Source organism: Telmatobacter sp. DSM 110680 (assembly GCF_039994875.1).
Taxonomy (GTDB): Bacteria; Acidobacteriota; Terriglobia; order Terriglobales; family Acidobacteriaceae; genus Telmatobacter.
Map to the genome: position 1 here is coordinate 4,883,851 of NZ_CP121196.1, position 24,735 is coordinate 4,908,585.

The following is a 24,735-nucleotide window of genomic DNA, read 5'->3' on the forward strand; positions in this document are numbered from 1 at the left end:
CGTCACTCAGCATCGGATGGCCGGCGAAGACCTCAATCCCCCGTTGCTACCTCCGCGGGAAGAGCCGTGAAGCCCACTTCTTTCCATATCTGGGTTCCGTGGCTTTCCTTGAGGAAGACCATGCCGACCATGAAGCAGAGTGCGGCAAGAACGGCTGGGTAGACTAGGCCGGCGTAGATGTTGCCGGTGGAGGCGCACAGGCTCACGCCGATCATCGGCAGCAAACCACCGAAGACTCCATTGCCAATGTGATAGGGCAAAGAGACAGAAGTGTAGCGGACTCTTGCCGGGAAAGCTTCTACAAGATACGCGGCAATGGGAGCATACGTCAGGATCGAAAACACCGTCTGCAGCCAGATGAGAAAGATAAGCGCCGCCTGATTGGGATGGCGCGCCTCGGATGCTGGAACGAGTTTGCCGCTGGAGGGATCGAGCATCAATGGCGTGAGGCGAATGTCGCCGGTCACTCTGTCCTTGGTTGAGCTCACCGTCACGACGTTGTTGCCCGCAGCCTGCTGCATCGCTTTGTACACAGGGAATACACAGACAACAAACAACAGCATTCCGGCCATCATGATCTTCTTGCGACCGATGCGGTCAGAAAGCGCTCCAACCATGGGATAGAGCGGTTGGGCGGCGATGATGGCGATGGCGACAATGACATTCGAGGTGTGGGCATTTACGCGCACGATGTTCTGCAGGTAGAAGAGCGCGAAAAACATTCCCGTGTAAGAGACAACAGACTGTCCTGCAGCCGCGCCGAACAGTGAGATAAGCACCTGTTTGAGATTCACCCATTTTCCGAAGGCGTCCCTGATCGGCGTTTTACATCCGGTCCCCGATGCCTTCATGTGCGAGAAGATCGGCGACTCTTTCATGCGGAAACGAATGTAGAGTGAGATGCCCACGAGCGCTATTGAAATCAGAAACGGCAAACGCCATCCCCACTGCTGAAAGCTTGCGGCACTCATGAACTGCTCAGTGGTAAGAATGACGCCGAGCGAAAGCACCAGTCCTAGCCCCGCAGTCATCTGCAGAAAGCTGGTGTAGAAACCGCGCCGGTTGTCAGGCACATGTTCAGCAACATAGACGGCGGCTCCCCCATACTCTCCGCCGATTGCCAGGCCCTGCATAAGGCGAATGACAATCAGCACGATGGGCGAAAACCATCCGGCCGTCTGATAGGTCGGGAGAAGACCGATAGACGCAGTTGCTGTCCCCATAATGCCAAGGGTGGCAATGAACGCGATCCGCCGACCAACCAGATCGCCGACGCAACCGAAGAATAGAGCGCCAAACGGACGAACCAGGAACCCCATGGCAAACGTCGCGAGGTAGGCGATCAACGCAAAAGTATCGTTCCCGGGAGGGTAAAACTTAACCGCCAGGACCGAAGTGAGCGAGCCAAATATGTAAAAGTCGTACCACTCGATCAGCGTCCCGGTCGATGCACCAACGATGATGTTGGCAATCGACTTCGATTGCGCCGCCTGCGGCTGCGAGACACTCTGCGATGCCATACGTGCGTAACCTCAAGAATCGCGTGGAGAAGAAGGTGCCTAGTCCCAGAAGTGCGTCTCGAAGGGGAATGCCTTTGGCTCACTGTGCTGGCCGCAAAGCCAGGAAGTCAAGTGAATTCGAGCAATTGTGTTCGGCAACAACTGGCGGGCAGTCACGAAGTAACAAGGCAAGGCGCCGCATGAAAGCGGCGCCTTGCTGAGAACCGAGGCAAAAGTGAATCAGCGTCTGACGGTTGCTACGGGATATCGATGCGGACGATCTGACCAAGTCCCGGAGGCGCGGCGCCGAAGTTGGACACGTAGAGTTTTTCGTCCGGGCCAAAGGTCATCGCCGTCGGAACGACAAGACCAGTAGCGACATCTTCAATGCTCCCGTCCGCTTTTACGCGAACAACCTTGCCGGCGCCGGGCGTGGGATAGCCAGCGGCAGCGGATAGCTCAAGCACGTAAAGGAGCCCGTCAGGACCAAAGGCGGTGCCCACCACCGTGGTAAATCCGGCTTTCGACGAGAGGACATGCAGGCTATGTTGTGCGCCTGTGTCGTCAAGTCCGGGAGCAGCTACCTGGTTGCACTCTGCATATCCGAGGGTCAGGATGCGCGCGTAGTTGGGTTCGATCGGGAACTGATTAAGGTTGCCAAGATAGAGCTGCCCATCGTGAGCGGTAATGGCGGTGGGGACGATGTGGCCTTGTGACGCGGAGACGTCCATCACGCTCGACATCGAACCATCCGTGCCGATGGAGATGATCTGGCCGTGATTCGGTTCAACTGCATACAACCGGTTGTTGAACTGGGTCATGCTGTAGAACGATCCGTCCGGCTCGAAATCGCCTGCATTGGGATACTTGACCATGTGCGTCTTGATGAACTGGCCAAGGTTGGCAACAAGTTTCCAGGCCCCGGTCTTGGTGTTGACGCTGTAAAGTCCGCTAGGCCAAGAGTCGCCATGAGAGCATCCGCCGCCCGCCACCAAGGCATAAAGGTTCCCATCCATGAAACCCAGGTCGGCAACGCCCATGTAGTCGCCCACGGCATCGATCGATGAGGGTAGCCCGGATGCTACGGTTGTTCGCGTGCCGGCGGAGTTGATACTCGAGATGCGGCCCGTACTGCCCCCTTTGTACGGCCCAATAGGGGGGATCACCTGCGTGCACGTGCCCTTCGTCGAATTGGTGCCACCGGTCCCGGCCTCGGCAACGTAGAGTTTTCCGTCAGGTCCGAAATGAAGACCGCGCGGGCCATTGAGTCCGGTAACCCACACATGGACATTGGAAGAAGCTTGCGCGTTGAGTGAATTGGGGAATAGGCTGGCGGCCAGCGTTGCTGCCGCCAGTAGAAGCAGTTTGGGGATTCTCATTTTGATGACCTCGTCTGAAATGGCAGCCGTTCTGATGATCTGCTCAGGAACGAAACTCTAGCCCGAAAAACAGAAATATGGTAAGTTCCGGCATGTAACTTACAGCCTTTTTTGCACGTATCGAACGTCAATTTCTTGCACTTCCGAGGACGCAATGAAGTCGACGGTGACGACATCGGCGCAAGATATCCAGGCCGAACTAGAACGCATACTCGAATCCACTCCGTTCGCCAATGCGCATCGGAGCCAGCGATTCCTGCGCTACATCGTCGAATGTTCGCTGAAACATCAGGATGAATTTCTCAAGGAATTCGCGATTGCAGTAGATGTTTTCGGGCGGAATGTTTCCTATGATCCATCGATCAATGCGACGGTTCGTGTAGAAGCAGGCAGGCTGCGTTCGCGGCTCCGCGAGTACTATGCCGATGAAGGCCGCAACGATCCGATAATCATCGACGTTCCCAAGGGAGGCTATCGCGCAACCTTTACAGGAAGAGGCATCGATAACGATGATGTTGTTCCGCAGGTAACTTCGTCAGCGGACGAAGAAGAAGCGCACGTACAACAGAAGCCGCGCTGGCACAAGTTCCTTCCGCTGGGGCTCACAGCGATCATTCTGGTCGGTGCCGTCGGCGGCATCGGATTGTGGAAGCGCCGAGTGCTTCCCACTAACGCCGCCGGAAACGGCCAGAAAGTGCTGGCGGTGCTTCCCTTTTCAAACCAAACCGGAGCCGCCACTAACAGCTATCTCACCGAAGGCATCACGGAAACCTTGATACGCCAGTTTTCCCTAATCCCACAACTGAGGGTCATTTCGCGCGCCGCGGCAGACCGTGTAAACAAACAAAACGCCGCCAGCGAACTTGGCGTCGGGTACCTGCTGACGGGATCGCTCGAGCGCAACGCCGATGGGCGGCTGGTGTTGAACGCGGAGTTGAGCGACGCGAGAAATGGCGCCGTCTTGCGCAGCAGCCAGTACATTCCGGATGAAGCGGACCTGCGACCCATACAGGCTGAGATCGTTCAGGATGCCGTAATGGGTCTGGGAATTCCCCTCGATACCGCTCGGGCAGCGGGAGCGCAGAAACCGCTCACTTCGAGCCCCGCGGCATTTCAGAGTTTTTTGCGTGGCGTGGCGGTTGCACGAGTGCGTGACAACCCGGAAAACCTGCGCGAAGCCATTCGCGATTTTGAAGAAGCCGTGCGGCTCGACCCCTCCTTCGCGTTTGCGTATTCGTCGATGGCGGAAGGCCATCTGGCGATGGGAATCTTCTACGAGGCGCCGCTCGACCACATGCCGCTCGCGCGCAAATATGCCGAACGCGCCCTTTCTCTTGATCCGTCGATGCACCAGGCCCACGGAATTCTGGGTCTTATCGATCTGCTCTACGATTGGAACCTGCCATCGGCACAAACCGAATTGGAAGCAGCCGACACCAGAGACCATGCGATCTGGCAACTCGGCTGCACCGCTCATCTGCTTTCCATCAACGGACGTTACCGCCACGCGCAAGAAGATCTGGAGAGCATGCTGGAGTTCGATCCTCATTCAGGAATGCTGATTGCTGAATTAGGTTGCGTAAATTACTACGCCGGCCATTATGACGATTCCATTCGCTATTACAAGCAGGCTCTAAGCCTCGATCCACATTCCGTGCTCGGCTACTGGGGGATGGCCCGTTCGCTGGCACGCCAAGGACGCTATAAGGATGCGCTCGATGAGCTTCAACAGTTCAAAAAGCTGAACGGCTTCGAACCACCCATCATCACCGCCGAAATAGGATTCACCGAAGCGGCCTCAGGAAATCGCCATGCCGCAATGGAGACGCTGAGGCAGTTGAAGGAAGAATCACAACATGCGTATGTGGATCCGTATCTGATCGCAGTAATCTACCTTGGCCTGAATGATCGTGAAAACACCTACTCCTGGCTCGATCGAGCCTACGACGCGCACTCGCCGTTCCTCATTTCGATCGCAACCGATCCAAAGTGGTCCACATCACGGAGCGATGCCCGCTTTAAGGCGCTTTGGAATCGCATGACCGACGCAAAAGGCGGATCGCCTGCACCAACGCAGGCGCTGGGCGCAATCCGATCATCAGCTAGACCTCTCCCGACGGATTCGATCGCACTGTAGAAAATCTGACTCGGTGCGGGTAGCCCATTGCACGGGGAGTCCAGAATTTGGACAAGCCTCGCTCCGTGAATGGAGGCCGGGGTATACGCCCTACAACTTCCGACTACCCTCACTACACGTTCCGTTGGCGCTAACTGTTGCTAATGCGCGTAACATCAAGCTTGTAGGAGTGACCGAATGCAACAATTGTCGAATCTGTCTGGTTGGCCGCCTCAAGGAGGCGCCGGTGCGTTTGATACCCGCAAGGAATCCTTTGTCAAAACCCCGGAATCCGTGACCTTCAGAAAAGTCGACCGGATTGTGGGCACTCGCGTTGACCTGACTTGCCTCTTTGGCAAAGAGGTCGTGACCTTCCGGTTCTTTGCTTCAAACAGGGGAACTGCCGAGAATGTCGCGGAAGTTCTGGGCCGCAGCGGCGGTCAAACCTTGCGCGATCTGGGCATGCTCTACATCGCCGACAACGACAACGGATAGCAACTGCCTCTTATTCGGCCGGGTCTTCGTGCCTTTTCTCTACTGATTCATGCGAGCCAGCAGAGCAGCGTAGCGGGGATCCTGGCGCACGGAATCGAAGAGCGGGTCAACGCGGATGAACGGCATGCTGAAACAGTGGATCTCACTGGCACGTTGAAACGATGCGAAGGCGTGGTCCAGTTCGTTGACCCGAAGATCATCGAGGCCGATCTCATACGCGTTGCAGCTATTGGTCGATTGCGGAAGGGCACGGGTGCGCGCGCGCCAGAAAGGCCGCCATCCTTGCTGGCGGTAGACCTTGAGCAGTGCAGCAATATCGACCTTTGACTCATTCTCGCGCAGCGCTTCAACGTTATGTTGCACCGCCTCATCGTGGTCACCTTTCTGCTCATAGATAAGACTCAGGTAGTGGTCGATGGATTCGGGCGATCGCTCCATCTCGGATGCCCGCTGTAGCTGAGCAACTGCGGCGTCGTACTGCCGGTCATAGTAGAGGGCAACGCCTAGCCGCCGGTTGACGAGAAACGATAGCGGATCGAGTTGAAGCGCTCGGCGCATGTGAGTGACAGCATCCTGCGGGCGGCCAACGGCATCGAGGTAAATGGCGTACTTGAACTCTGCGATGGAGTCGCTCGGATTGAGGGAGATGCCGCGGGTAAGATTCTTCTCCGCTGCCGTCCAGTCATATAAGTAGATGGTTTGGACGCTGCCGAGTTCGGTATAAGCTTCGCCATTCTGCGGGTCGAGTTGGATGGCGCGCTGAGCCTCGGCTATGGCTTTCGGCATCAACTCCCGGGGCGTACCAATGCCGTAGGTCGTAACGGCATCGAGAGCGGAGGCATAGCCGGCGTGGGCGGACGCGTAGTTGGGATCCAGATCAATCGCATCCTTGAACGACTCGAGGCTGCGAGCGAAATCCTGCTTATTGAGAAAGTAGCGGCCTCGCAGATAGGCGTCGTGCGCCGCGGCGTTGACTGGTGCGCGCGGCGAAGGGGGAGCGAGCACGACGCTGGCCTGCGCGGCGATCTGCTGTGCGACGCTGTCCTGGAGGGAGAGGACATCGGAGGCGGACCCCTCGAAGGACTGCGCCCAAAGGTGCCGGTCAGTGCGCGCATCGATGAGCTGAGCGGTGATGCGGATCCGATCCCCAGAGCGGACAATTGAACCTTCGACAATCGCGTCAACATCGAGCTGGCGGGCGATGTCGGGAAGTGAGCGCCCGGAGCCTTTGTTGGCCATGACCGACGTTCGCGAAACGACCCGAAGGTTGGGTATTCGTGCAAGCTCGGTGATGAGTTCGTCGGTCATGCCGTCGGCGAAATACTCTTGGCCGGGGTCGCCGGACAGATTTTGCAGAGGCAGCACCGCAATCGAGCCGATGGCGCTGTGACTGTCTCGATGAAGAAAGCGTGCAGCCAGGGGACGGGGCCCGAGGTTGAGTACAGAGATAGTCATAACTACGGCAACAGTGATGGCGACGACTATCCAAAGTCTGTGCTGTGGTTTCGCTAACAATCGGTCGGGGCCTGCAGAGCCCTCGCGCGCCACATACTCTTCCGGCGCCGTGACAATCTCCGGCACAGAAGCGATCGGCTGCGAAGGTGCGACCCCCTGCGAACTAGGAAAATCCTCGATCGGCACCTCAGGCTCAACCGCCGTAACCGGTGCGACGAACCGGTAACCGGAGCCGGAGATCGTTTGTACATACTGCGGGAGGTCCGGGCTGTCCCCCAAGGCCTGCCTAATTTTGCGAATTGCGGTGTTGATTCCGTGTTCGATATCGACGAAAACTTCCTGCTCCCACAGGCGGGCGGATATCTCCTCGCGGGTCACAACCTGCCCATGCTTGGTGACTAAGAGGACAAGGAGTTCGAGAGGCTTCCGCTCAAGCTTGAGCCTGCGCTCTTTGCGACAAAGCTCAAATTTGCCGCAATCAAGGCTGAATTCGCCGAATCGATAGACGGCAAAGGGCAACGATTCCCTCCCAAGGGTGGATGAAGTATAGCATCGGGTAAAACAATCACCGATAGTTCCCCTCTGTATTGAGTTACTTACATCCTCACCTTTCTTCACCTCGAAATTCACCTTCCTCTATTGTTCCTGTCCTCGAATTTGCGTTGTATCAGTTCCACGCCGGCAAATTCCCCGGCATTGGAGGAAGTGATGAAATCGCTAACAATGAGAATCGTGCCGATGGCAGGTGCCTTGGCTCTTGCCGCTATGGTCGTTCCTTACGCACACGCTGGCTGCGGCCAGTATCGTCCCGCGTCATTCAATGCCAGCTCGCAAAATCAGTTCGGTTCGCCGAAGCTATTGCGGGCGGCATTCGACGACGATGATGCCGCCAAGTCTGAACCCACGATAGTCGGAACATGGAAAGAGCACTGGATCTCCGAAGGCAGTGATGGAATTCCAGACGGTACTGAAATCGACGCTGGCTACGCCCAGTGGCACAGTGACGGCACAGAGATCAACGTTTCTGGCCTGCGTGTTCCTTTAAGCGGCGACGTTTGTCTCGGTGAATGGATAAAGACCGGCCCGCGGACTTATCGGATGAACCATTTTGGAATCTCCTATGACCCCATCTCGGGCCAAAACCTTGTCGGGCCGGCCCGGATTCAGCAATGGCTCACGCTCGATGAAAAAGGGATGGCTACATCGGGTAAATTCACCATTGATCAGTGGGACGAATCGGGCAACCTGCTCGCTCACATCCAGGGCAAAGTCATCGGAACCAGGGTTACGATGGATACCGGATTTCAAAAGGTGGAGTAGGGTCGAATCCTCAATCGCAATCGCGGGTCTCGCACGGCGCTGACTGCTCCGAGGCGAGATCTGCGTTTGCACGGACGTCCGTCATAATCTCACCAGTGCTTCTCAGGCGTTGTAACGCTTCTGATGCCAGACCCAAGCCGTACGCACAATGTCGTCGAGTTGCGTGTAGCGCGGCTTCCACCCAAGTTCGCGAATCGCTCTGTCGGAACTCGCTACCAGTATCGCCGGGTCTCCCGCTCTTCGCGGATGCAACTCTGCGGGAATCGCATGGCCGGTAACCCTCCGGGCCGACTCAATCACTTCGCGTACGCTGAATCCCTGTCCGTTCCCGAGATTGAAGATCAGACGATTCTTCGCCGCCGCGTCGGTATCGAGCGCCTTCACCGCCAGCAGGTGCGCATCCGCTAGATCCGACACATGGATGTAATCGCGAATACAGGTTCCGTCAGGAGTGGGGTAATCATCCCCGTAGATTCGGATTGACTGTCGCCGGCCCAGCGCCACATCGAGGATTAGCGGAATCAGGTGCGATTCCGGCTCGTGGTCCTCCCCACGGGTGATCCCCCCCCTCCCCTCCGGTGCCCCCGCCACGTTGAAGTAGCGAAGCGAAACAGATCGCAACCCATGAATCGCGTGGAACCAATTCAGCATGGTTTCCACCATCAGCTTCGACTCGCCGTAAACATTGGTCGGCTTTAGGCGCGCATCTTCTTTGATTGGTACGGATTCCGGCTCCCCATATACCGCCGCCGTCGACGAAAACACCAGTTTGCGCGGACCTTCCGCAATCACCGCCTCCAGCAGTGCCAGCGTCGAAGCGGTGTTATTGCGAAAGTAGGTCTCCGGCTGTTTCATTGACTCGCCGGCTTCGATAAGCGCTGCGAAATGCAGGACGTTGTCGAAGGGCTTTCTATCCGCTTTCGCCGACTTGAAAATATTTTCCACAGCACGACGGTCAGCGAGGTCGCCCTCGACGAATTCAACGCCCTCTGGAACCATCTCCCGCCGGGCATGGCAAAGGTTGTCAAACACTGTGGGCTCATGCCCCTGCGCCGCGAGAAGCGAAGCCACGGTGCCGCCTACATATCCGGCACCTCCGGTAACCAAAGTTCTCACAAAAATACTGTCCTTCCAGAGCGGATTGGGTTACCGTGAGTCTATTACAGCAGGCAGGCTGGAGTGGGGCATCACTCAACTCAAAGACCGTCGTAAAGGCGGCTACCCAAACTACGTAAAATGCGGCATCGCCGCACTCATTTCCGGGTTTGAGGAAGGGTAAAGTCTGCTGCAAGCAGTCTTCTTTTTCCCTTTCTTCCCAAAACGAGGTTCTGCGACGTGATGTCTATGGGTTTATCGGTACAAAGGGAGAGGACGGATGCATTCGGGTCGAACTCAGCATGTCGGATATATCGCAGAGTGTCGCACTCTGAGAGCAAAAAATGCGCCGAGTGGCTTTTTCGCATCTTACTCCGATAGCATAGAGAAAGACTTTCGCGTCCCTCCTATTCCGAATTCTGTGGGGCAGCGTCAAACAAATCAAGCGGAGCTGAAAGGCACCATGATCCCCCGCCTTCAGGCACCCTACAACGAGCATTATTTTGCTTTTTGGAATCAGACAGTTGCCGTTAAAAGCGAGAAAGGCTTGCGGCGACTGGAAATCATTGACATTTACCCGGAAAAGGCAGGGGCAAAATGGCAACGTTGAGTCATTTTTGCGCATCCCTCCTCTACGGTGTTTTTTCTGATTTCTCTTCAGACCCAAAACGCCGCCTCCATGGCCAAACCCGAGGTTAGAAGATGCAGATGAGTGGATATCCAGGACGTACGAGTTTCGGCTTGCTTCCCGAGCCGGAGGGGCGGTCCGCGCCTTTCGTCACCAGCGTGACCGTGAACGTGATTCTCCTCAGCCTGGCGATTTATATAGGGATGACGGCAAAGCACGTATTACAGCAGCACAAGTTCGAGCAGACCGAGCTCATCTTCCCGACCACTCCGCCGCCTCCGCCAAAGTTCAAGACACCACCTCCACCCAAGCTTCCAGAGCCACCCAAGCCGAAGCTTGAAATGCCCATGGAGCAGCCCAAGATCAACATGCCCAAGCCGGAGCCGAAACCGGCTCTGAAGCCAATCGAGATGGAAGCCAAGCTCAACACGCCGCAGATCAAAGCGGCCAAGCCTTCCATTATTCTGGCTCCCCAGCCCAAAGCGGCTCTGACTGCCGCTATGCCCGCGCAAACCAACACCGTCAAAGCCTCCACAGCGCCCGTGCATCTCGGCGAAACCTTCGGCGTCACGCCGAATCCAAACGCCAGCCGTCCAGCTACCGTAGCCGCCATTGGCAATCCCTACGGCGGCATGCAAGGCCCTGCAGTTGCTCCTCACGGAGTTGTGGGATCAGCTGGCATCGGCAACGGACTCAAGTCTGGTTCTAACGCTGGCGCGGTTGGCAAAGTTGCCCAGGCGGGCATTCCCGGTGGAACGGGAACCGCAACTACGGGATATGCGACCGGCGGCAAGGTAGCATCTGCGGGAATACAGACGCAGATGGCGGCTGTGCCAGCAATTGCGCAGACCCCGCGTGAAGTTGCGCCAACCAGCCTTCAGCTGATCTCCAAGCCAGCGGTACAATATACCCCTGAAGCCCGTCAGTTGCGAGTACAGGGAGACGTTATTCTCCGTGTCACCTTTACCGCCAACGGACAGGTTCTCGTCAAGGGTGTGGTGCACGGACTAGGCCATGGCCTCGATGAAGAAGCCCAGCGCGTAGCCGCTCAAATTCGTTTCCGCCCCGCCACCCGTAACGGTCAGGCGGTTGATTTAACCACCAACATCACCATCACGTTTCAATTGGCATAGCGTCCAATTTGCACCATTGATCGCGACAGTGCGCGATAAGTTGCCGGGAAGTCAGACACTGTCTCAAGTCCAGTAAGAAGTGATTCATCCTAGGAGATGACATGATGTTTAGAAAGATCGCCCTCACCCTCCTGACCGCGACCCTTGGGACGTCCGGGGCGTACGCTAAAAAAGCTCCAAAGTTCGAACAGGCACATCAGTTGACCTCGGAGCAAGCTGCGCTCGTGCAGAAGTCCATAGGCCAGGAGAAGATCCTGATCAAGGCGATTCAGCAGCGCACTCCGCTGGTAGAAACGTATATCCAGGACACCCGGCCAGACGTAAAGCTGTATCAGATACCTGTGGGCGATCAATACACGCTCAGCCGCGTTGATTTCGGCAAGGGCTTCTTCGACAAGACCTACGAAACAAAAGATAGCGCCAATAAAAAAGGCTGGTTCAAGGGATCTTTGGCCTCCATCACGGGCATCACCAAGGCGCTCGGGCTTGATAAGCACTTTACATACAATCCAACTGGCTTCATGCAGATGATGTTCCTCGACCCAACCGGGTTCGATCAGCAGCACTATGTATTCAGCTATGTGCGCCGCGAATTCCTTGGATCGGTCCGCACCTGGGTGTTCGACGTGCATCCCAAGGTTGCCGGTATGGGCCGCTTCTACGGTCGCATCTGGATCGAAGACCAGGACGGCAACGTCGTCCGCTTCAACGGCACCTACACCGGGCCCAAGTCTGAAGACGATTCCCGCTATTACTTCCACTTCGACAGCTGGCGCATGAATGTGCAGCCCGGCATCTGGCTGCCCGTCGCAATCTACGTTGAAGAGTCCACCCGCGACGGAGAGAAGCAGGTTGGCCTCAAGGCTCAAACCCACTTCTGGGGCTACAGCCTCAAGCTCCCTACCCGCGACAGCGAAAGCGTCAGCATGAAAGTGGATGACGCCGAAGACAAGAGCGAAGACTCCACCGACGTCAGCCCCCTGCAGGCTTCGCGTGAGTGGGTGCTGCAGGCTGAGAACAACGTTATCGACCGCCTCGAGCAGGCCGGCCTCGTTGCTCCACTCACACCGAATGGCTTCGAGACCACGGTGCTAGATCAGATCGTGACCAACCTCGTAGTGCCCAACAATATCGCGTTGAGCCTGCCAGTTCACTGCCGCATCATGCTCACCGATACCGTTGAAGTCACGACGGTCGGCAACACCATCCTCATCAGCAAGGGCCTCATTGACACGATGCCCCGCAACGAAGCGACAATCGCTTCAGTGATCTCAATGGAGCTGGCGCACATCGCGCTCGGTCACCATATCGACACCCGGTATGCGTTCAACGATCGCCTGATGTTCCCTGATGAGTCCTCGTTCCGCCGCATCAACATGAACCACAACGACCACGACAATCAGGAAGCTGCTGCCAAGGCTCAGCAGTATCTTGATGCCTCCATGTACAAGGACCAGCTCTCGACTGCCGGTCTCTACTGGTCGCAGCTTGCCAGCCGTGGCGGAGTTCTCAAGGCTCTCAACACCCCCAAGCTCGGCGATTCCCTGCTGAAGACCGACGGCACCCCGTGGATGGCAACCATCGCCCACAGCGCACCCAAACTCAACTGGGACGACCTGGCGCAGATTCCGGCACTCCCCCTGGGCAGCTGGTTGAAGACCGATCCGTGGGATGACCACGTCCATCAGCTCAACGCCAAGCTCTACGCTCCGCTGAATCCTCGCGACAAGATGCCGCTCGAAGTGACCCCGGTCTACTTCAGGCTGCAACGTTACGACGAAGCGCAGTCGCAGGCCGCCAACGCCGCCGCTGCGAAACCGAACCCCGGAGCAGCAGCACCTGCAAATCCGCCGGCAGCCGGTGATCCGCCAGCTCAGCCAACTGGCCAGCCCACGGGAGGCACTCAGCCGCCCGCCGGGACTGACCAGCCGGTTCCATCGCAGGCAGAAGGCCCTCAGCCCCAGCAAACGGGTGGAACACCGAACCCGCAGCAGTAAGGCAGATACACAGGGCTCAGGCACGGATAGCGACGAATTCGTTATCCGTGCCTGGGCTTTTATACTTAGCGCGGCCAAATCTGGTTTCCTGTTCACGCTTCCCGCCGATTTCGTATCCCATTCCGCTCGGCCCGGGCCATTGTCGAGGCTTATGTTTTCAGGAGGCGTCGCACCCCATTCGTCATCTCGCAAGGCGTACTTTGGAAATGCTGCGAGTTTCCGGTTTAAGTTGTTAGAGTTAACTGATTCAACGTCAGGAGTGGACATTCCTTCATCCTATGAACAGAATTACATTCATAGTTTTTAGCTGCCTCCTTTGCGCCGCCGTCAGCGCCCGCGCGCAAGTTACCCCATCGGCCTATCGTGGACAGTTGACGTTGAACGTCGGCGGAATGGGATCGATTTTTCAGCCCGACTACGCTGGAGGCGGCATTCCTGAAGCCAGTCCCTTTCGCCTTATTGGCTTCGGCGTCTATGCAGACCTCAAAGCCACGCGGTGGATCGGCATCGAAGGCGAAGCCCGCTGGCTGCGTCAGAATTCCTATGTCGACATCACGCAGGACAACTACCTCATCGGCCCCAAGATTCCGATCCACGAGTTCAGATTCAGGCGACTCGACGCAATACCCTACGGCAAAGCCCTGGTCGGTTTAGGCCGCATGAACTTCGAATACAACCAGGCCTATGGCCGCTTCACCGATATCGCTCTCGGCGGCGGCGTTGACCTTAAGGTGACAAAGCGAATCAGCGTGCGTCCCTTCGACTTCGAGTACCAGCTATGGCCGAACTGGATCAACGGAACTCTCAAGCCCTATGGCGCCAGCGCCGGCATCGCCTACAGAGTTTTCTAGATCCGGATGTGATTTCGGCTTTGCTTTGCTTTTCCTAAGGATCCGCGATGCTACGCTGAAGAGCGCGATGTCCGACGGCCCTGCCAAACCGAAGAGCACCAGCCTGGCTATTCAAGGCGCCGCCCTCTTCGGGGCGTTGATCGGCGCCTTCCTCGCTCGCCCCGTTCTCAAGCCATGGATGGACCAACACGCTTCAGCCCTGACCTTTGCGCGCGGCTGGTCGGCACTTGCTTCCTTTGTGCCGTGGATCGTGTTCAGCATTTATTGGGAGATTGAGAAGAAGAACTCCGCGCCCGTGGTCTCCTCGGAGACCAAGTTTTCGCGCGCTATCCACGTCGCGCTATCGAATGCAGCCCTTCTGCTTGTCATTATGCCGATTCGCGGCCTCAACCAGGGATTCCTTCCGGATCTTCTGATTGTGAAGCTAATTGGTTTGGCGTTCGAGTGTGCCGGCCTGACCCTTGCCATCTGGGCCCGGCGCGTCCTTGGCCGCAACTGGAGCGGCGAAATCACCATCAAGGCCGATCATGAGTTAATTCGCAACGGCCCGTACGCAACCGTGCGACATCCTATCTACACTGCCCTTCTCGCGATGTACGCCGGCACCGCCATCGTCTCCGGCCAGATGCACGCCCTCGCAGGTCTGGTCATTGCCATCCTCGCCTACCTCCGCAAGACGCGCCTCGAAGAAGCTAATCTGGCTCACGCCTTCGGCGAACAATACACCGCCTACCGCAATGAAACTTGGGCGATCGTGCCAAAACTCGGCAAGCCGCAGAATCGTCGCTATGGTCGCTGACTTCCCGGCAAAATGTGGAACCGACCAATACTCTGACGACGTCGGATGTCTATGAAAAGTGATCAAACCGGTCAAACCGTGCTGGCCGGCACAAGGGAAAAACACCAGTCTCTCGATTAGAGCGGTCACACTTTGATCGAGTTGAATTTTCGCCCATCCCGTGTAAGATCTTGAAAATACTCTCTGCAATTCTGAGACTCAAAACGGATCGACCCCCCAATCGCACGTTTCTTTTGATGTCTCACTCTTTCAAAGTTCTGCAAGAGGTCATCTTGTGAGCGTTTTGGCGTCGCCTGAACCACAGTCGAGCAAATTGCCGACCTTCGTAAGCGCAATGCAATTCGTGCGTGTGTATTGGTGGCAGTCTCTGCTCATTTCAGCAGCGGTGTTGGTCCCTTGTTTCTGGCATGAGCATTTGGAAGCCGGCGATCTGCCCAGTCATGTATATAACGCTTGGCTCGTGCATCTCATCAAGAGCGGTCAGGCCCCAAGCCTGTGGCTCGCTCGCCGGTGGAACAATGTTCTCTTTGACTTTGCGATCAGCGGGCTCGGATACCTATTCCAATGGCGAACGGCTGAGAGAATAGCAGGCGGCCTATCCGTCCTGATTTTCTTCTGGGGATCATTTGCGCTGGTCAGCTCGATTAAGCGTGGTCTGGCGTGGTCTCTTATTCCGTGCCTGGCGATTGTGACATATGGCTGGACGTTCGAGATGGGCTTTATGAACTGCTACATCTCGCTCGGTCTATCTTTTTTTGCACTTGCGATTCTGATGCGTGGCTCACGCCAGGAGCAATGCTGGGTGGGGTTGCTGGTCCCAATCATCTGGCTGGCACATCCACTTGGTGTTGCCATGCTCATCGCACTCGGCTCTTACACGGTGTTGGCTAGGAATCTAACGCCAAAACGCCATCTGTACCTCTTCGTTCCAGCGATACTTTTACTCTTCGCAATCCATCTGCTTGTCCAGCTTCGCTACTCTTACACGGTGAGTTGGAAACCCGGATACGTACATGACGGGTTTGACCAGTTGCTATTGTTCGGGCCTCACTACTTGCTTCCGGCGCGGCTACTTCGGGCGTTTGTGGCGGCTTGTCTGTTGTTGGAATTGGTGCTGACGTTCAAGACCCCCCGATGGTGGGCTGCTTATCTGTTGCCGGCAGAGTTGTATGTTCTCACCGGATTCGGTGTTTTGATGCTTCCCACCGAAATCGATACGGTGCGGTTACATCAATTGGGTTTTGTTTCAATCGGCTACTTGACGGAGAGACTTACAACCATCCTGGTAGTTCTTGCTTGCTGTCTAGTGGGAGCGGTGCGACCGCAGAAGTGGCACTTGGCGGGGTTCTCAGTGATCGCGATAGTCTTCTTCGGTTACTTGTATCGAGACACTTCGACCATTAATGAAACAGAAAATCAGGTCAAGAGTTCACTTGAAAAGATACCGGCGGGGCAGCGCGTGGTGGCTGCGCTGGAAGTTTTCCCTTCGAGCAATGTCGGCACCGACCACATCTTCGATCGCGCGTGCATCGAGCACTGTTTCAGCTACGCAAACTATGAGCCCAATGTCGCACAGTTTCGGGTGCGTGCCTACGCCGATAGCCCGATTGTGATGACGGATGAGAAAACGGTAGTCGCAGGACGGCTTAGCAACTATTTGGTCCAAAAGAAAGATCTGCCTTTGTTTGAGGTCAACTGGTGCGATCGAATCGGAGGCAGCCTGTGCACCCGCGAACTTGCTGCTGGGGAATACACTCCTCTGGGTTTCAAGCTCGATCGGTCGTGGTTGGATCAGTTCGGTCGAAAGGCTCTCCTCATCGATCTTCTGCCGGGAGTATTCGTATTTGCGATTGCCTTTTTTGCCGTCAATTTGGAGGTACGTAAAAGAGCCGTCTGAAGCTGTTTCATAACTCTAAAGCGTTGTTGCATTGTTGGCTCCGGCGGAGAAGCCCTGGCGGCTTTTGCCCACAAAGACCAAGGCCGCCCCGTTGGGAGCGGCCCTGATTATTCCAGTCCATTTCAGGCTATGCCGGTGACGGAGACCCTTCCGGGAATCCGGAACCGCCGCGGGTGTCGGGCTTCAGAACTTGCTGTCCACCACTGCCGTTGCCGTCGCTGGGTGAAGCCAGGATGGAGCGCATCGGTGGTAGTTCTTTGCCGTCGAGAAGCATCTTCACTTCATCCGCGTCAATCGTCTCGCGCTCCAAGAGGGCAGCAGCGATGCGATGCATTGCATCCTTGTGCGCTTCGAGAATGCCATGCGCAGCCTGGTAAGCCTCGTCGATCAGGCGGCGAACTTCCAGATCAATTTGGCGTGCCGTTTCTTCGCTGAAGTCCCTGTGCTGTGCGATCTCGCGGCCCAGGAAGATCTGCTCCTCCTTCTTGCCAAAGGTCAGCGGACCGAGGCGGCTCATGCCGTACTCGCAAACCATGCGGCGGGCGAGGTCGGTGGCGTTCTCGATGTCGCTGCCTGCGCCGGTGGACATCTGGTTGAGGAAGATCTCCTCAGCCGTACGTCCGCCGTAGGCGATGGCAAGATTGGCTTCAAGATATTCGCGGGTGTAATTGTGGCGATCACCGGGAAGGAAGATCGTCACACCGAGAGCCATGCCGCGCGGAATAATCGTGACCTTGTGAATGGGATCCGAATGTGGCTGCATGATCGAAACCAGCGCGTGGCCGGCCTCGTGATATGCCGTGACTCGCTTCTCTTCGTCGGTCAGCAACATTGACTTGCGCTCGGCGCCCATCAGCACCTTGTCCTTCGCAAGTTCAAAGTCGTACATCACGACCTGCTTACGATTGACGCGGGCTGCATTCAACGCAGCTTCGTTGACCATGTTGGCCAGGTCGGCTCCGCTGAATCCCGGTGTTCCACGAGCGAGAATGTTGAGGTTGACATCGTCGGCAACCGGAACCTTCTTCACGTGTACGCGAAGAACTTCTTCGCGGCCACGAACGTCGGGCAATCCCACTACGACGCGGCGATCAAAACGACCTGGGCGCAGCAGTGCAGGATCGAGAACGTCAGGCCGGTTCGTCGCGGCAACCAGGATCACGCCGTCATTCGATTCAAATCCGTCCATCTCAACGAGCAACTGGTTCAGCGTCTGCTCGCGCTCATCGTGTCCACCGCCGAGGCCTGCGCCACGGTGACGGCCAACAGCATCGATTTCGTCGATGAAGATGATGCAGGGGGCATTCTTTTTACCCTGCTCGAAGAGATCGCGAACGCGGCTTGCACCAACGCCCACAAACATCTCCACAAAGTCCGAACCTGAGATCGAGAAGAACGGCACATTGGCTTCGCCAGCTACCGCGCGGGCAAGCAGCGTTTTGCCGGTTCCCGGAGGTCCGACAAGAAGCACACCCTTGGGAATGCGTCCGCCGAGCTTCTGGAACTTCTGCGGCTCGCGCAGGTACTCGATGATTTCCTTCAGCTCTTCCTTGGCTTCATCCACGCCAGCCACGTCTTTGAACGTGACTTTCTTTTGCTGCATTGAGAGCAGGCGGGCGCGACTCTTGCCGAAGGAAAGGGCCTTGTTGCCACCGGACTGCATCTGGCGCAACATGAAGAACCAGATCGCGCCCAGCAGAACAAACGGCCCGAGGTTGAAGAGCAGTTGCATCAGGAAGATGTTGCTCTGCGCCTCCTTTTTGCCGAAGCTGACGTGCGCGGCCAACATCGCCTTTTCGAGGTCCTCGTGCTGATCTCCGACCGTGGTGTGGAACTGTTCCTTGGGCGTCGCTTTCATATGCCCGCGGAGATCCGTTCCCTGGATCTGCGCGTCCTGAACAAGGCCCTGCTGCACCTTGTCGTACAGCTCGGAGTAGTTAATTTCTGTGTCTTTGGTCGCACCGATCGCACCGCGCTGGACAACACTCCAGAGCAGCACAAGGCAGACGAGTATAAAGACCCAGAACATGATCGTTTTGACGGTCGAATTCACCAGGATCCTCTTTCCCGGCGGGGAGAAGCCGCTTAAGAACTTCCAACACCGCCTACAACATCCCTTTAGACGCCCGAACAGTCCTTGAAGTCACAGAAAGTGCAGGATCTCTTGACAAGAGACACAACGCACCCACCGCGCGGATGTGCAGTAACTCAGATTGTACTCCGAAGAGGATTGAAGTTTGAAGAAGTGTACGGCTGCGAACAGTGGGAATCCGCCCGGTCAACGGGAAATCCCTGACGCGCTTACTGCCAACCTGTTTTGCCGCTACTCTTCGTGAGACTCTATGCCTTCAATTTCGATTTTCAGAGTGAGGTCAGGTTCGACTTCCACACCCTGCATCCAGAGGATCCGCGCATCCACCTCAAGGACCGGCCACTGCGCCCTATCTGTGCCTGTAACCTTCATGCGTTCAAGCACTTCCTTGACTTTTCGGGGTCCCGACGAGTAGCGCAGACGGACTCGGTCGCCGGGCTTCCACGGACGTAATACGGCCTTCAAACGGTCTCCATTTTGACTGGAAGTCACTGACGCTGTTCCCGTTAAGTGGATACGAATCCGGCATCCATAAGCCGGCGCAACCACTTCTCCGGGGACATCACATTCGTAACGTACGATTTCACTTTCTGCGTTCCCTGGGGACGATTTCGGTCCCAGAGTCAGGCGGATTTCACGATGGGTACGCTCTGCTCGAAGTCCGTGGGCGAGTTCCAGCTTGCCTCCGGCTTTGCCCGTCGCGGAAAGGGTCCGAAGCGCCTCGGTCGCTACGAAGTCGGGAGCAGCCTCAAGCTGGGCGGCAGCATAGCGCAGCAGGCGGCGCTGGAGGGCGATGGGTTCGGCGTTTAGAAGTGCCAGATCGATTGCAATGCCCTCAGCTGTAGTGGTGGCTCGCCCTCCGCCTCGAACCGGGCGCCCCCGAAGAATCACTTGCGTCGCCAAACGGGCGATTTCTCCATCCCACCAGGTTTCTTCTTCGCGAGCCAACTCGGCCATCTGCGCAAGGTGATCGCGAAGCTGCGGGTTCCAGGTTGCAAGTTGCGGCAGCAACTCGTGACGGATGCGATTGCGGGTGAAGGTGAGATGTCGGTTGGTAGAGTCTTCGCGCCATGTCTGCTTGCGCGCATGAAGAAAAGCTTCGATCTCGGCGCGCGGCGTCTGCAGCAAAGGCCGAATGATCAGACCCTTGCCAGGGCTTTCGAGTTTGGGATGAATTCCAGATAGACCCTCAGTCCAGGCACCGCGCAGAAATTTCGCAAGAACCGTCTCAGCCTGATCGTCGAGGGTGTGCGCGGTGGCGACTGCCTCGACTTTGCCGGAAGCGATGAGTCCATAAAACCAGCGATAACGAAGCCTGCGTGCCGTGCCTTCGATCGAATCCCGCGCGGTGCCTTTAATCCAATCCGAGGTCCCACTCAATTCGGCCTCAACTCCATCTGATTTCGGAGCGCGGCGCGCCTCCGCAGCGGTGTCCACATGTGCTTCATGAAACGGCAGGCCGAGTTTCGCGGTCAGTTCGCGGCAGAATTCAAGATCGCCGTTGGCTTCTTCGCCGCGCAGGCCGTGATGCAGATGCGCAGCGTGAAGCACGATGCCCAGTTCTCTGCTTCGATCAACGAGGGCGCACAACAAACCCACGGAGTCGGCGCCACCGGAAAGCCCGACGGCCAGACGCATGCCAGGCTTTAGCAGCGACGTGTCGAGCTTAAGTGTGGGAGGTGATATGCGCACCAGAGGATGATACGGTGTGGGGACATGCTGTAAGAAGCCCGAAGCATTGCGAACAAATCATGGGAAAATCGTCAGCGACATGAACTTTCAGAGTTATGACCTTGCTTTTGAAATCTTCGGACTTCTCTGGGTGGGCGGCGGTGGATTGCTCATGTACCGTCATCCAACTTGGTGCGCCAAAGTCAATGAGCGTTTTGGATTCAGGCGAGGAATGACGCCCGGATTCCAGAAATTCATCAAAGCGCTTGGAATCGTCGAAATGGTTTTGGCGGCGCTAGGCGCGATTAGCGTGGTTTCAATGACAGTCCTCGGTGTGCACTAACGGTCAGAAGGATCTCCTATTTATCCGGCCCCGCGCACATAAAGTTGTCGGCGCTTTTCGTATCGCCGCTGCCCTTGTACCTCGCAGCCTGCGGATACGGGCATAAAGGCCTGGTCATCGTAACAGCGCCTAGTGGTTTGTCGTCGACGGTTTTGCTCGCAATAATTGTGCTGGGTGCAGTTCCCTTCTCCACCCAATCCTCCAGCGCAACGTGCAGATTGTGCTGCGCATCTTTGGCCGGCCAATTGGTAAACGCACCAAAGCTGCCGGTTCCCGGACCGCCCCCGCAATGCTGCAACCCCGGAACCATGTAGAGCCTCGTAAACGAATCCGCATTGTCCCTGCCGAGTTTGGCAATCACATCACCGTAGTAGTTGATCGTGTTCATCGCGGAGATCGCCGGATCGTTCCAGCCGTGATAGAGAATCAGTTTGCCACCATGCGCGCGAAACGCGGTTAGATCAGGATTAACGGCGTCGAGCGCAGTGGCCGTCTTCTCTTTTGCAGCCTGTATCCCGCTATCCAAGCTGAAGGTTTTATAACTCCAGTCAGCCTTCTCATAAACCATGTTGGTGTAGTAGCCGATGCCAAATAGAGCCTGTGCGCTCTTCGCAGGCGCTGGACCTGTAATCCAGAGTCCCCACCCCCCCGTGCCGTCTTCGGCGCCGGGCAGATAGCCGGGAAAGATCGTGCGGCCCGCCGAATCCTTGATACCCGTATAGATCGTCTTCAGTGCCGACACCTGCGGCTCCGTAAGACACTTGGCCGGATCGTCACCAGCTTTGCATTCAATTGAAGCAGGATCGAAATGGCATTGCCGCGGATCGTTGAGAATGCCATCTTCCACGCCATCGAGTTTGTCGCAAGCCGCCAGAACCGCACTGGAGATTACCGGAATCTTTGCAGGAGGAATGAAGCTGTCCGCTGTCGCGGTTAGCGCCTGCAAATCGACCACCGCGTTTGAAAGCAATCCCGTCCAGTTATTCGCCGGTGCTCCCGCAAGAATTCCGTCGTAATCGTCAGGATAGCGCTGGGCCTCCATCAGCGCTTCGCGGCCACCGTCAGAACATCCGGTAAAGTAAGAACGCTTCGGTGCGTCTCCATAGAACTGCTGCACAATCGTCTTTGCCACGCGGGTCATCTCGTGGATCCCGCGATGACCAAAATCAGTCACCTTCTCAGGATGGCCCATTGCCCAGGTAGCGTCGATAGGCGATCCAGTGTGGCCGGCATCGGTAGCGGTGGAAGCATATCCCTGGGCTACCGACGCGGCAAGCGCAACATCATCGATGATTCCTGCGAATCCGCCATTGCCTAGACCCTGCAGTTTTCCGTTCCATCCGCTAAGAGGCAACCAGACTTCGATTCCAATGTTGGAGTCCGCGGTCGGTGTGGCCTTCATCACGACCCGGCAGAAGGCAGGCAGCATTTTGTAGAGGGCAGACATGTCTGCTCCCGTGAAGGCTTGCCTCGGCCCGTCAAACGCTCCGGCGGCAACTGCAGTTGCGCTGGTGATGGTTGCGTTGGGCAGAGTGAACTTCGCGAGACGTGCGCAGTGATCGCTTGGGGATTCAACCGCAGTCTGAGCCGGGGTTTGGGCAGACGACGTGCACAGGGCGAGAGCGCTCCCCAAAAGCAAAAAGCCTGGCACAAGTTGCACACTAAGAAACCGCATCGCGCCTTCTCCTCTATCGATTGCTCTGAATTAACGACGCGATCATTCTATGCCGGTCGATTGAGGCACGTGCATAATCCATTCGAAAGAACGTTCCCCCTCTTGCTCTTCCGCCGTTGCCGGACGCTATCGTGCGCCCAGAGATTGCAACTTTTGAACACGAGTTGCCTGAACGGTCATGAAGCGCTGACTCGATCCATCAGGTAGCGTGACGTCACCGTTTTGCTCGAAAGAGTTTGCAGTAATGTTCGACCATGACTCATGCCAGACGTAGTGCTTATCGCCGTGAGTTTCAATCTCATCGATCTGAAATTTCTTTCCATCCCAGCTCACAGTGATGTCATTCAGTGCGCCTTTCAGGTCGCAGGTAAAAGGCAACTGGCTGTTGCATTCCATGCCACCAAAGTGGTTTGCCTTGTTGTCCCACCAGATAATGCCCATCAGGAAGGAATAGCCGGCGGGCATAGGAACATGCTCCTGCTCGATGAGTGTGATGTTTCCGGGACCGGCAGCCCATGACTCTTCACCCGCACCATCGATTGCCTTGCTCCCCGGCTCCATCGCGGCGAGATGGACTTTGAGCTGCCAATTTCCTGATAGAGCCTGGATCAGACTCTGAAGCGATGCCGAAGCTGCAGCAGGTTGCGCGCTCGGGGTCCGCGCATCCAGTGCGCCAAGATAAGTAAACAAGACAAAAAGCAACGCTAAGCGATGTGGCCTGAATGTCACCGGGACCTCCGCAGCTGGGATACACCTCAATCTACGACTATAGGGCAGAATGGTCCTGTAAAAACGGGACAAACCGCGGACCACGGGACGACCAGAGCACGCTGGATGTCGCCGTTGTATACTCTGCGAGTTATGCAGGTATTCGCAATTCTTCCAGCGGCTGGGCTCGGTACTCGCATGGCCGGACCGCAGCCAAAGCAATTTCTCTCCCTCGATGGAGTTCCAATCTTGATCCACTCCCTGCGCGCTTTTGCGGCGGTGCAGCGTGTGACCGCCATCTATGTCGCGGTGCGCAAACCTGAGATGGAACGCGTGCAGGCCCAGGTTTCCGATTACGGATTTGCAGATCGCGTCCACGTAGTGGAGGGCGGCGACACCCGGCAGGAGTCAGTCGTACATGCCCTGGATGCGTTGCCGGCGCAGGCGGATGACGTCGTCTTGATTCACGATGCGGTGCGACCCCTGATCGACCCGGCCACGATTGACCGAACCATCGACGCGGTCGTGGAGCACGGGGCGGCCATTGTCGGTCTTCCCGCCATCGATACCATCAAGCAGGTAGAACGCACCGCTCATGGTGCAATCATCACGTCGACCATCCCGCGAGAGTTCGTTGTGCTGGCCCAAACTCCCCAGGGATTTCGCTTTGGCCTGCTGCATAAGGCCATGACCGAGGCCATCGCGGATGGGTTTGTGGGTACAGATGAGGCGTCTGTAATTGAGCGCGCCGGACATCGGGTCGCCGTGGTTCACGGTTCTCAGGTTAATCTGAAGATCACACAGCCGGGCGATCTGGAGTTGGCGGAGTTTTACCTGCATCAGCGCGCGTTGAGTCCGGCGACCAAATAACAGGCACGGAGACCATGGAGACACGAATCGGATTTGGCTGGGATTCGCACGCGTTCAAGGCGGGCGTACCGCTGCGCGTTGGCGGGATGACGCTGGAACACCCCGAGGGCCTGGCCGGGCACTCCGATGGCGATGTGCTGCTTCACGCCATTACCGACGCTTTGCTGGGAGCCGTGGCGGCAGGCGATATCGGCAGCTTTTTTCCGCCTGGCGACCCGCGCTGGAAGGATGCCAATTCGGCGATATTCGTGAAACTGGCCATGGAAGAGTTGGAAAACGCCGGCTTCCGCATTGTCAATGTTGACACCACACTGATTATGAATGCCCCTAAGATCTCCCCGATCGCCGGCGAGATGCGCTCAACAGTAGCCGACCTTCTCGGAATCGAGATGGAACAGGTGAGCATCAAGGCCAAAACTCCCGAGGGACTCGGTCTCGACCACGTGGCTCAATGCCATGCCGTCGTTCTGGTGGAGCGATCGATTGAACCGGATGAATTGAAGAGCATGAGCGCCGTTATCGAAAGTCAAAAACAGCTTGAAGATGTGGTGGACGACCTATTGGCTTCGGTCCATGGAGTTCCAAAGAAGCGTTCTATCAATCCAGTTTACGACACCGAAGATATTACCTAGCGGCCACGCGGGGATCCATCCGGTGCGACAAGAAATTGTCGGCGATAATTTGAACAGGGCAATTTGTGTTGCCGGAAAGC

19 protein-coding genes are annotated in these 24,735 nt (G+C 56.7%); 11 read left to right on the forward strand and 8 right to left on the reverse strand.

Annotation, left to right across the window (positions count from 1 at the left end; genetic code table 11):
- Positions 1 to 32: 32 nt before the first annotated feature.
- Entirely contained in the window at positions 33 to 1,520 is a 1,488-nt protein-coding gene (locus P8935_RS20170) for an MFS transporter (protein ID WP_348262108.1), read from the reverse strand.
- Between the two features lie 236 nt (positions 1,521 to 1,756).
- Complete coding sequence (locus P8935_RS20175) at positions 1,757 to 2,878, reverse strand: ScyD/ScyE family protein (RefSeq protein WP_348262109.1); 1,122 nt, start codon at positions 2,876 to 2,878, stop codon at positions 1,757 to 1,759.
- A 154-nt stretch (positions 2,879 to 3,032) separates the two neighbouring features.
- On the opposite strand from P8935_RS20175, the gene P8935_RS20180 reads away from it, so the two are divergent.
- A complete protein-coding gene (locus P8935_RS20180) occupies positions 3,033 to 5,015 on the forward strand; it encodes a tetratricopeptide repeat protein (RefSeq protein ID WP_348262110.1) in 1,983 nt (660 codons plus the stop codon).
- A gap of 177 nt (positions 5,016 to 5,192) precedes the next feature.
- Entirely contained in the window at positions 5,193 to 5,489 is a 297-nt protein-coding gene (locus tag P8935_RS20185) for a hypothetical protein (RefSeq protein WP_348262111.1), read from the forward strand.
- A 39-nt stretch (positions 5,490 to 5,528) separates the two neighbouring features.
- Here P8935_RS20185 and P8935_RS20190 read toward each other — a convergent pair whose 3' ends face one another.
- The gene (locus P8935_RS20190) at positions 5,529 to 7,463 is read right to left on the reverse strand and encodes a winged helix-turn-helix domain-containing protein (protein ID WP_348262112.1); all 1,935 of its coding nucleotides are present in this window, start codon (positions 7,461 to 7,463) and stop codon (positions 5,529 to 5,531) included.
- Between the two features lie 189 nt (positions 7,464 to 7,652).
- Here P8935_RS20190 and P8935_RS20195 point away from each other — a divergent pair, with 189 nt between their 5' ends.
- Positions 7,653 to 8,264 carry a hypothetical protein gene (locus tag P8935_RS20195; protein WP_348262113.1) on the forward strand — a complete coding sequence of 204 codons (612 nt, stop codon included), beginning with the start codon at positions 7,653 to 7,655 and terminating at the stop codon, positions 8,262 to 8,264.
- A 102-nt stretch (positions 8,265 to 8,366) separates the two neighbouring features.
- Here P8935_RS20195 and galE read toward each other — a convergent pair whose 3' ends face one another.
- Complete coding sequence (gene galE, locus P8935_RS20200; protein ID WP_348262114.1) at positions 8,367 to 9,380, reverse strand: UDP-glucose 4-epimerase GalE; 1,014 nt, start codon at positions 9,378 to 9,380, stop codon at positions 8,367 to 8,369.
- A 681-nt stretch (positions 9,381 to 10,061) separates the two neighbouring features.
- On the opposite strand from galE, the gene P8935_RS20205 reads away from it, so the two are divergent.
- The 5 genes from P8935_RS20205 (at position 10,062) to P8935_RS20225 (ending at position 16,664) form a co-directional block, all read left to right on the forward strand.
- On the forward strand, positions 10,062 to 11,120 hold the full coding sequence (locus tag P8935_RS20205; protein WP_348262115.1) for a TonB family protein: 1,059 nt from the start codon (positions 10,062 to 10,064) through the stop codon (positions 11,118 to 11,120).
- Positions 11,121 to 11,221: 101 nt separating this feature from the next.
- Positions 11,222 to 13,117 (forward strand): hypothetical protein, encoded by a 1,896-nt coding sequence (locus P8935_RS20210; RefSeq protein ID WP_348262116.1) that lies wholly within the window; start codon positions 11,222 to 11,224, stop codon positions 13,115 to 13,117.
- Between the two features lie 278 nt (positions 13,118 to 13,395).
- On the forward strand, positions 13,396 to 13,968 hold the full coding sequence (locus P8935_RS20215; protein WP_348262117.1) for an outer membrane beta-barrel protein: 573 nt from the start codon (positions 13,396 to 13,398) through the stop codon (positions 13,966 to 13,968).
- 67 nt (positions 13,969 to 14,035) lie between these two features.
- The gene (locus P8935_RS20220) at positions 14,036 to 14,767 is read left to right on the forward strand and encodes an isoprenylcysteine carboxylmethyltransferase family protein (protein ID WP_348262118.1); all 732 of its coding nucleotides are present in this window, start codon (positions 14,036 to 14,038) and stop codon (positions 14,765 to 14,767) included.
- Between the two features lie 274 nt (positions 14,768 to 15,041).
- On the forward strand, positions 15,042 to 16,664 hold the full coding sequence (locus P8935_RS20225) for a hypothetical protein (RefSeq protein ID WP_348262119.1): 1,623 nt from the start codon (positions 15,042 to 15,044) through the stop codon (positions 16,662 to 16,664).
- 127 nt (positions 16,665 to 16,791) lie between these two features.
- Here the strand turns inward: P8935_RS20225 and ftsH are convergent, their stop codons facing one another.
- Positions 16,792 to 18,717: an ATP-dependent zinc metalloprotease FtsH gene (gene ftsH, locus P8935_RS20230; RefSeq protein ID WP_348262120.1), complete on the reverse strand. Its 1,926-nt coding sequence runs from the start codon at positions 18,715 to 18,717 to the stop codon at positions 16,792 to 16,794.
- A 270-nt stretch (positions 18,718 to 18,987) separates the two neighbouring features.
- A complete protein-coding gene (gene tilS, locus P8935_RS20235; RefSeq protein WP_348262121.1) occupies positions 18,988 to 20,394 on the reverse strand; it encodes a tRNA lysidine(34) synthetase TilS in 1,407 nt (468 codons plus the stop codon).
- A gap of 133 nt (positions 20,395 to 20,527) precedes the next feature.
- On the opposite strand from tilS, the gene P8935_RS20240 reads away from it, so the two are divergent.
- The gene (locus P8935_RS20240; protein WP_348262122.1) at positions 20,528 to 20,770 is read left to right on the forward strand and encodes a hypothetical protein; all 243 of its coding nucleotides are present in this window, start codon (positions 20,528 to 20,530) and stop codon (positions 20,768 to 20,770) included.
- Between the two features lie 16 nt (positions 20,771 to 20,786).
- Here the strand turns inward: P8935_RS20240 and P8935_RS20245 are convergent, their stop codons facing one another.
- Complete coding sequence (locus tag P8935_RS20245; RefSeq protein ID WP_348262123.1) at positions 20,787 to 22,445, reverse strand: tannase/feruloyl esterase family alpha/beta hydrolase; 1,659 nt, start codon at positions 22,443 to 22,445, stop codon at positions 20,787 to 20,789.
- A gap of 126 nt (positions 22,446 to 22,571) precedes the next feature.
- Positions 22,572 to 23,174: a hypothetical protein gene (locus P8935_RS20250; protein ID WP_348262124.1), complete on the reverse strand. Its 603-nt coding sequence runs from the start codon at positions 23,172 to 23,174 to the stop codon at positions 22,572 to 22,574.
- Positions 23,175 to 23,306: 132 nt separating this feature from the next.
- Here P8935_RS20250 and ispD point away from each other — a divergent pair, with 132 nt between their 5' ends.
- Positions 23,307 to 24,023 (forward strand): 2-C-methyl-D-erythritol 4-phosphate cytidylyltransferase, encoded by a 717-nt coding sequence (gene ispD / locus P8935_RS20255; RefSeq protein ID WP_348265359.1) that lies wholly within the window; start codon positions 23,307 to 23,309, stop codon positions 24,021 to 24,023.
- 14 nt (positions 24,024 to 24,037) lie between these two features.
- Positions 24,038 to 24,655: a 2-C-methyl-D-erythritol 2,4-cyclodiphosphate synthase gene (gene ispF, locus P8935_RS20260; protein ID WP_348262125.1), complete on the forward strand. Its 618-nt coding sequence runs from the start codon at positions 24,038 to 24,040 to the stop codon at positions 24,653 to 24,655.
- Positions 24,656 to 24,735 lie beyond the last annotated feature (80 nt).

Bases quoted from the DNA above. Each gene is read 5' to 3' on its own strand.
- P8935_RS20170 (WP_348262108.1), bottom strand. From the start codon at position 1,520: ATGGCATCGCAGAGTGTCTCGCAGCCGCAGGCGGCGCAATCGAAGTCG.
- P8935_RS20175 (WP_348262109.1), bottom strand. From the start codon at position 2,878: ATGAGAATCCCCAAACTGCTTCTACTGGCGGCAGCAACGCTGGCCGCC.
- P8935_RS20180 (WP_348262110.1), top strand. From the start codon at position 3,033: ATGAAGTCGACGGTGACGACATCGGCGCAAGATATCCAGGCCGAACTA.
- P8935_RS20185 (WP_348262111.1), top strand. From the start codon at position 5,193: ATGCAACAATTGTCGAATCTGTCTGGTTGGCCGCCTCAAGGAGGCGCC.
- P8935_RS20195 (WP_348262113.1), top strand. From the start codon at position 7,653: ATGAAATCGCTAACAATGAGAATCGTGCCGATGGCAGGTGCCTTGGCT.
- P8935_RS20205 (WP_348262115.1), top strand. From the start codon at position 10,062: ATGCAGATGAGTGGATATCCAGGACGTACGAGTTTCGGCTTGCTTCCC.
- P8935_RS20210 (WP_348262116.1), top strand. From the start codon at position 11,222: ATGATGTTTAGAAAGATCGCCCTCACCCTCCTGACCGCGACCCTTGGG.
- P8935_RS20215 (WP_348262117.1), top strand. From the start codon at position 13,396: ATGAACAGAATTACATTCATAGTTTTTAGCTGCCTCCTTTGCGCCGCC.
- P8935_RS20220 (WP_348262118.1), top strand. From the start codon at position 14,036: ATGTCCGACGGCCCTGCCAAACCGAAGAGCACCAGCCTGGCTATTCAA.
- tilS (WP_348262121.1), bottom strand. From the start codon at position 20,394: ATGCGTCTGGCCGTCGGGCTTTCCGGTGGCGCCGACTCCGTGGGTTTG.
- P8935_RS20240 (WP_348262122.1), top strand. From the start codon at position 20,528: ATGAACTTTCAGAGTTATGACCTTGCTTTTGAAATCTTCGGACTTCTC.
- P8935_RS20245 (WP_348262123.1), bottom strand. From the start codon at position 22,445: ATGCGGTTTCTTAGTGTGCAACTTGTGCCAGGCTTTTTGCTTTTGGGG.
- ispD (WP_348265359.1), top strand. From the start codon at position 23,307: ATGCAGGTATTCGCAATTCTTCCAGCGGCTGGGCTCGGTACTCGCATG.
- ispF (WP_348262125.1), top strand. From the start codon at position 24,038: ATGGAGACACGAATCGGATTTGGCTGGGATTCGCACGCGTTCAAGGCG.